Source organism: Nitratifractor sp., from assembly GCF_015487065.1.
Classification (GTDB): Bacteria; Campylobacterota; Campylobacteria; order Campylobacterales; family Sulfurovaceae; genus Nitratifractor.
The window spans coordinates 1-6,789 of the sequence record NZ_WFQN01000154.1; the positions used below are offsets into that span (position 1 = coordinate 1).

Consider the following 6,789-nt stretch of genomic DNA (forward strand, 5'->3'; position numbering starts at 1 on the left):
GATCCAGCACCTTGGGATCGTAACGGCTCCAGAGCCCCTCGGGGCCACGGAAGGTGGGGATCCCGCTCTCCACGGAGATCCCGGCTCCGGTGAAGGCGGCGGCGTTTCGGCTTTCGGCGATCCAGCGGGCGGCGGTGTCGTAGTTGTTCATCCTAGACTCCCAGATATCGGATGGCGAGGAGGTGAACTCCCCACATCAGAGCACCGCCGACCAGTAGACTTGCCGAGAGCAGCAGTGCATATTTTTTCTCCCAAAACTCCCGCAGCTTCTCCCGGCCGAAGGCCCGCACCAGCAGACCGAAGCTCACAAAACCGGAGAGGGTGCTGGCCAGGGCCAGACCCGTCGCCCCCAGAGGCTGAAAGAGGGCGAAGGCGGCGGTTGCATAACCGGCCAGGGACCAGGTGGCGATTTTGGCGGCTTTCATCTGCTCGTGACGCGAATAGAGCCAGAGACTGAAGAGCTTGCCCAGACCGAAGGGCAACAGCCCCAGCAGATACATCTGCAGCACCGAGGCAGTGGCCAGGGTGTCGGCGCGGCTGAAGGCTCCCCGCTCGAAAAGGAGCCAGATGATCTCGGTGCTGAAGATGATCCCGCCCAGGGTCGCCAGGGAAAGAAGAAAGAGCAGAATCCAGAAGCCCCGCTTCATCTCCTGCAGGGCGCCGATCTCGTCCTTGTGGCGGATCCGTTTGGCGACAGAGGGGAAAAGGGCGGTGCTCAGGGCGATGGCGAAGAGGGCGAGAGGGAGTTGAAAGATCCGGTTGGCGTAGTAGAGGTAGCTGATGGACCCGCTGACGAGGAAGGAGGCGAGCCAGGTATCGAGAAAGGCCATCACCTGGGCCGTGGAGTTGCCCCAGATGGCGGGAAAGAAGTTTCTGTAGAAGCGTTGGGTGTCTTCGGCCACTTTGCGGCTGTGGGTCCCCAGAGCGACGAAGCCGATCCCCAGCATCCGTAATAGCCGAAAGCGCCGGGCCATGATCAGATGCACGAGGACCTGGAGCGCTCCGCCGACCAGGACGCTGTAGCTGAGTATCAGCAGGATCCGCTCCTTCTCCATCCCCCGGCTCAGCAGCAGTCCGCTGATGATGGCGATATTCAGCAGCACCGTGGCGAAGGCGGTGGTGGCGAAGTGCTCTTTCCACTGCAGGAGCGCTCCGAAAAAAGTGACGACGAAGATCAGCGGCAGGTACCAGAACTGTATCGCCACATATTTGGCGGCGAGCATTGTGGCGGAAGGATCGAAACCTGGAGCGATGAGCCGGGTGAGCGGCGCTGCAAAGAGGTCCACCAGCAGCGCCAACACGACGATGATCCCCAGAAAGGTCAGCAGAATCCGGGCGGCGAAGATCGTCTTGTAGCGGCTGGCGATGAAGGAGGGCAGAAAGCTCTGGGCGAAGGCCCCCTCTCCGAAGATCCGGCGAAAGAGATTGGGGAGCTTGAAGGCGACGAAGAAGATGTCACTGTAGACGTTGGCCCCCAGGATCGACGCCATCATCAGATCCCGCACGAAGCCGAAGATCCGGGAGAAGAGAATGCCGCCGCTGTTGGTAAAAATGGACCGGATTTTCATTCCTGAATTATAGTCGGCGGTGCAGGTTTAGTCAATGGGAATTCTTTGTGCAATGCAACCCAGGTAGAATTTTTTCCGTCAAAAGATCGTTATAATTCTCCAAATTAGGCGGAGCTTTCCGACCGAAAAACAGGAGGTATCAAATGTCAACCATTCAAGTCGTCTGTCCCCATTGTCTCAAAGTCAACCGTGTTCCCCTCAAGGATCACTACACCAAAGCGGTCTGCGGTCACTGCAAACAGTCGCTGCTTGACAACAAACCCATCGAGGCCAACGCCCAGACCTTCGACTACATTCTTCAGAAGAGCGATCTGCCGGTCGTGGTCGATTTCTGGGCCCCCTGGTGCGGTCCCTGCCGAATGATGGCCCCGGCCTTTGCCGAAGCGGCGGCGCGCTTGCCCCTGAAAGTGCAGTTCGTCAAGGTCAATACCGAAGAGAACCCCCAGCTGGGTGCCCGCTACGGCATCCGCTCGATCCCTACGATGATCCTCTTCAAGAAAGGTCAGGAGGTCGACAGGGTCAGCGGAGCTCTCAGTGCCGATCAGATCGTCCAGTGGGCCAGCCGCTGACGTCCCTTTCGAGTGGCTCTGTTTGTGCCGCATAATTTGCATTTCCAAAGTTTTGCAGGCCTTTCCTCTTCATTTCTTTTTTCTTTGTTTCGCGACAAAGAAAAAGAGAAACGAAGCAAAGAAAAAAGAAAACGCGAAGAACTGACGTCACACAGTAAGCGCCAATGTCTCTATGCTACAATTTTCCAAACTGACCAGGGAGAATCATGGCAGCGAAACGACTTCTGCTTCTCGAAGATGACAGCAACCTGAGCGAGACGCTCTGCGACTATCTGGAGAGTGCCGGCTACGAGGTGGTACCGGTCTATGACGGGGAGGCGGCCCAGGATCGGCTCTATGAGGAGCGTTTCGATCTGCTGCTGCTGGATGTCAACACCCCCGGGATCAACGGTTTCGAATTTCTTCGCGATGCCAGGGAACGGGGAGTGGAGACGCCGGCGATCTTCATCACGGCCCGGCGGAGCGTCGAAGATCTGGAAGAGGGGTTTCGCAGCGGTGCGGACGACTATATCCGCAAACCCTTCGAGCTGCGGGAGCTGAAGATCCGGATCGAGACACTGCTGGGAAGAGGGGTCATCCATCCCGCGGGAAACGGCATCGACCTGGGCGAAGGCCGGCACTACGATCCCGCCTCCCAGCAGCTGAGCGGCCCCGAGGGGGAGGAGATCCTGGGGCGCAAAGAGGCGCGGCTTCTGGAACTTTTTCTTCGGCATCCGGGGGAGGTCCTCTCTCACGAACGGATCTACGAAACCCTCTGGGGATACGACGAGGAGCCCAGTGACAGCGCCCTGAGAACCTACATCAAAAACCTCCGCCGGCGCATCGGCAAAGATCGGATCGTGAGCCTCAAGAAGCAGGGGTACCTCTACCGTGCTCCGGAGTGAACGCAAGAGCCTGCGCCGTTTTCTGGTACTCTACATGCTCCTGATGCTGGGGCTCTTCGCTCTGGGGAGCCTTCTCTATTACCGTTCCCAGGAGCAGGTGATGTTGCTGCAGACCAAGAGTCGGCTGATGGACTATGCCGCCGAGCAGATCCGGCGTCTCAAACGGCTCCACGAGCACTTTCCCCAACAGAACCGCTATCCCAGAGATCCCCGATTTCGCAGTGCCATCTACGATCTGGAGTATGTCAAGATCTTCTCCACCCTGAGAGACGGACGGGTCGATTTCCTTGGAGATATCTACAGCGTGGGGGATGTGATCCATTACGTGAAGATCCTGGACAACTACTATCTGGGGGCCAAATATCTCTTTATCGAGGTTCCCAGAGACCGAAGCTGGCAGCAGGCGGTGCTGGGGCGGATAGCTCTGGCCGGGACGGTACTGGGAATCCTCCTGGCGCTTCTGGGCTACTCCCTGGCGAGGCTCTTTGTCCGTCCCATGCGCCAGTCGATCCGTCTGCTGGACGACTTCATCCACGATACGACCCATGAGCTCAACACGCCCCTGAGCTCCATCCTGGCCAATATCGAGATGATCGACCCTGCCGCTATGAAGGAGGGTGACCGCCGCCGGCTGGAGCGGATCGGTGTGGCGGCCCGGACTGTCTCGACCCTCTACGAGGATCTCAAGTTCCTGACCCTGGAGCGGCACCGGCCGGTAAGGGACGAGCTCTTTTCCCTCGATCGGCTGTTGAAGGAGCGTCTGGACTATTTCGATGTGCTGCTGCGCTCCAAGCAGCTGGAGCTGCGGACCGACATCGAACCGGTGACGATTCGGGCCGATCGCCGCCTGCTGGCACGGCTCATCGACAATCTCCTCTCCAACGCGATCAAGTACAACCGCCGGGGCGGCCGGATCGAGGTGAGCCTCCAGCCGGGGAGTCTGCGGATCGCCGATACCGGGGTGGGGATCGAGGCGGAGGCCCTGGAGCAGATCTTCGAGCGTTACCGCCGCTTCGATTCCAGCGAGGGGGGCTTCGGCCTGGGGCTGGATATCGTCAAGCGGATCGCCGACCGTTACGGCTTCGTGATCGACATCCGCTCCCGCAAAGGGGAGGGGACGGAGATCACCCTGTCATGGAAAGTAGAAGAGAAGTAAGATGTTTTCAATTCTGCATTCTCCATCCTCAATTCTCAATTCCCAAAGGAATCCGATGCGCATCTTGATAATCGTTTGGCTGATCGGCGCATTATGGGGCGGGAGCTTCGACCGAAACTGCGTCCCCTGCCACCGCAAAGAGGGGGTCTCCCCGCGCCTGACTTTCATGAATGCTCTGCTGATCTACAGCGGCGAGCACAACATGAAAGCGGGTCTGAAGTATTTCCTGCGCCACCCTTCCCGGGAGACTTCGGTGATGGGAGAGGAGTATTTCCGCACCCACCGGCTCAAGGCGCCGCTGACACTTCCGGAGCGGGAGCTTGACGAAGCGCTGGATGAGTACTGGGAGCGCTACAAGGTGATCGGCCGTCTCCGCTAGGAGGAGAAGTATTACCTGGATTTCACAATAACTTCACAATTTTTCTGCTACAATTATTCCCGTAATCACATACAAGGAGTTTCCATGAAAAAAATCGCATTGACCATGATCTTTGCAGGTGCTACTCTGATGGCAGCCGACGGTGCTGCTCTCTTCGCCAAGTGTGCAGGATGCCACGGACAGGACGGCAAGACCAAAGCTCTGGGCAAGTCCAACCCCATCGCCGGTATGGCAGCTGACGAGATCGTCAAAGATCTGCAGGGCTACAAAGCCGGTACCCTGAACAAGCACGGTATGGGCGGCGTCATGAAGGGGCAGGCTGCTGCTCTGAGTGACGACGACATGAAAGCCCTGGCTGACTACATCAGCAAGCTCGGCAAGTAATGGCCTTCTCACCGCTTCGGCGGTGAACTCTTCTTCTTTCTTTGTAACAGATTCTTTTCCAACTTATCTTCATACTAAGCTCATTTAGATAATAAGTATGATTTTTCCTCCAATGAGGCTGCAGTATCGTATCTCCCTCCCTCTCTTATCACTGAGCCAAGTAGCTGGTCTTTTTCTTCATTTCTTTTTTCTTTGTTTCGCGACAAAGAAAAAGAGAAACGAAGCAAAGAAAAAAGAAAACGCGAAGGACTGACGTCACACAGGCTGCGCCTTTTTGATTGAAGATGGAGAATATCGCGCTACACACTGGATACCGATCCTTATGATACAATCCACCCATTGACGAAAAAGGGGAACGGATGCTGCGGAAATCTCTGGTAATTTTCACCCTGCTGATCGGAGTTTTGTCGGCCAAAGAGCCGGTCAATGCCCTGATCCACGAGGAGTCCCCCTACCTCCGACAGCATGCCCACAACCCGGTCCATTGGATGTCCTGGGGCGAGGCGGCCTTCGAAAAGGCGAAGCGGGAGCACAAGCTGATCTTTCTCTCCATCGGTTACAGTACCTGCCACTGGTGCCATGTGATGGAGCGGGAGTCTTTCGAAAATCCGCAGGTGGCCAGGCTCCTCAACCGCTATTTCGTCGCGATCAAGGTCGACCGGGAGGAGCATCCCCAGATCGACCGCTACTACCAGCAGGTCCACCGCCTCCTCACCCGTCAGCCCGGCGGTTGGCCCCTGACGCTGCTGCTGACCCCGGACCGCAAACCCTTTTTCGCCGCCACCTACATCCCCCGGGAGGCGAAATACAACCAGCCGGGGCTTCTGGAGCTGCTTGCCAAAGCCGCGAAGCTCTGGCAGAAGGAGCCGGCGAAGCTGGAAAAGATCGGAGGGGAGATCCTGAGCCTCATGAAGCGGATCGATCGTCGGCAGAGTAGCGGGAACATTTCGGTGGATGAGAATCTGAGCCGCCGCTTCGTCTCGGCGCTCGCAAGCGGCTTCGACCGTGAGTTCGGCGGGTGGGGGACCGCTCCCAAATTCCCCAGGGCTTCGACTCTGACCGCTCTGCTGCAGATCTACCGGCTCACCGGAGACAAAACAGCGCTGCAGATGGCGGATCGCAGTTTGGAGAAGATGGCATTGAGCGGGATCTACGACCAGGTCGAGGGGGGCTTCTACCGCTACAGTACCGACCGGAAGTGGCGGATTCCCCACTTCGAGAAGATGCTATACTCCAACGCCGAGCTTCTGGAGGCCTACGCTCTGGCGGCCGAACTCACCGGGAAGAAACTCTACCGTCGGGTGGTCGCAGAGACCGTAACGGTACTGGGGAAGCACTATCGGGATTCCTCCGGACTCTTCTACGGTGCCAGCGATGCCGACAGCCTCGATCCCGAGAGCAAAGAGAAGGTGGAAGGGTTCTACTACACCTATCTCTATGATCGGGTGCTTGCGGCGGCTCAAAAGGCGGGAATCCCCGATCCCGAGAAGGCTTTGCAAGGCTGCGGCATCACCGAAGACGGAAACTTCATCCGCTTCCGTTCCAACCCCTGGCTGGAAAAAGCAGAGAGCTGCACCCCCCGAATGAAAGCGCTTCTGCAGCAGCTGCGCAGCCGGCGCCCCTATCCCTTCATCGACCGCAAGCTCCAGGCCTCCTGGAACGCTCTGCTGATTCATGGGCTCTTTGTCGCATCAGATCTGGATGCCGCCTATGGTCGGCTGGGGGTAGAGACGCTGAAGGCTCTGCGCCATGCTCTCGATATCAACGGAACACTCTACCACCAGAAGCTCCCGGGACGCTCCCCCAAAGTTCCGGCCCTGCTGGAGGATTACAGCTTCACTGTCGCCGC

The 6,789-nt window shown here is 57.9% G+C and carries 8 protein-coding genes; 6 read left to right on the forward strand and 2 right to left on the reverse strand.

Annotated features, from left to right (window positions below):
* Positions 1-151: Sir2 family NAD-dependent protein deacetylase (locus F8I07_RS08795; RefSeq protein WP_292658522.1), on the reverse strand; the 151-nt coding region annotated here is incomplete at its 3' end.
* Position 152: 1 nt separating this feature from the next.
* Positions 153-1,568, reverse strand: a complete 1,416-nt coding sequence (gene murJ, locus F8I07_RS08800; RefSeq protein ID WP_292658505.1) for a murein biosynthesis integral membrane protein MurJ — start codon at positions 1,566-1,568, stop codon at positions 153-155.
* A gap of 143 nt (positions 1,569-1,711) precedes the next feature.
* On the opposite strand from murJ, the gene trxC reads away from it, so the two are divergent.
* The 6 genes from trxC to F8I07_RS08830 form a co-directional block, all read left to right on the forward strand.
* Positions 1,712-2,137, forward strand: a complete 426-nt coding sequence (gene trxC / locus F8I07_RS08805; RefSeq protein WP_292658508.1) for a thioredoxin TrxC — start codon at positions 1,712-1,714, stop codon at positions 2,135-2,137.
* Positions 2,138-2,343: 206 nt separating this feature from the next.
* The gene (locus tag F8I07_RS08810) at positions 2,344-3,021 is read left to right on the forward strand and encodes a response regulator transcription factor (protein ID WP_292658510.1); all 678 of its coding nucleotides are present in this window, start codon (positions 2,344-2,346) and stop codon (positions 3,019-3,021) included.
* Positions 3,008-4,177, forward strand: a complete 1,170-nt coding sequence (locus F8I07_RS08815; RefSeq protein ID WP_292658512.1) for a HAMP domain-containing sensor histidine kinase — start codon at positions 3,008-3,010, stop codon at positions 4,175-4,177. Before F8I07_RS08810 ends, F8I07_RS08815 begins: the two co-directional genes overlap by 14 nt.
* Before the next feature lie 55 nt (positions 4,178-4,232).
* A complete protein-coding gene (locus F8I07_RS08820; protein ID WP_292658515.1) occupies positions 4,233-4,556 on the forward strand; it encodes a hypothetical protein in 324 nt (107 codons plus the stop codon).
* 84 nt (positions 4,557-4,640) lie between these two features.
* A complete protein-coding gene (locus F8I07_RS08825; RefSeq protein ID WP_292658517.1) occupies positions 4,641-4,940 on the forward strand; it encodes a c-type cytochrome in 300 nt (99 codons plus the stop codon).
* A 359-nt stretch (positions 4,941-5,299) separates the two neighbouring features.
* Positions 5,300-6,789, forward strand: a 1,490-nt coding sequence (locus F8I07_RS08830; RefSeq protein ID WP_292658520.1) for a thioredoxin domain-containing protein, incomplete at its 3' end; no start/stop codon positions are given.

Bases quoted from the DNA above. Each gene is read 5' to 3' on its own strand.
- trxC (WP_292658508.1), top strand. From the start codon at position 1,712: ATGTCAACCATTCAAGTCGTCTGTCCCCATTGTCTCAAAGTCAACCGT.
- murJ (WP_292658505.1), bottom strand. From the start codon at position 1,568: ATGAAAATCCGGTCCATTTTTACCAACAGCGGCGGCATTCTCTTCTCC.
- F8I07_RS08825 (WP_292658517.1), top strand. From the start codon at position 4,641: ATGAAAAAAATCGCATTGACCATGATCTTTGCAGGTGCTACTCTGATG.
- F8I07_RS08820 (WP_292658515.1), top strand. From the start codon at position 4,233: ATGCGCATCTTGATAATCGTTTGGCTGATCGGCGCATTATGGGGCGGG.
- F8I07_RS08810 (WP_292658510.1), top strand. From the start codon at position 2,344: ATGGCAGCGAAACGACTTCTGCTTCTCGAAGATGACAGCAACCTGAGC.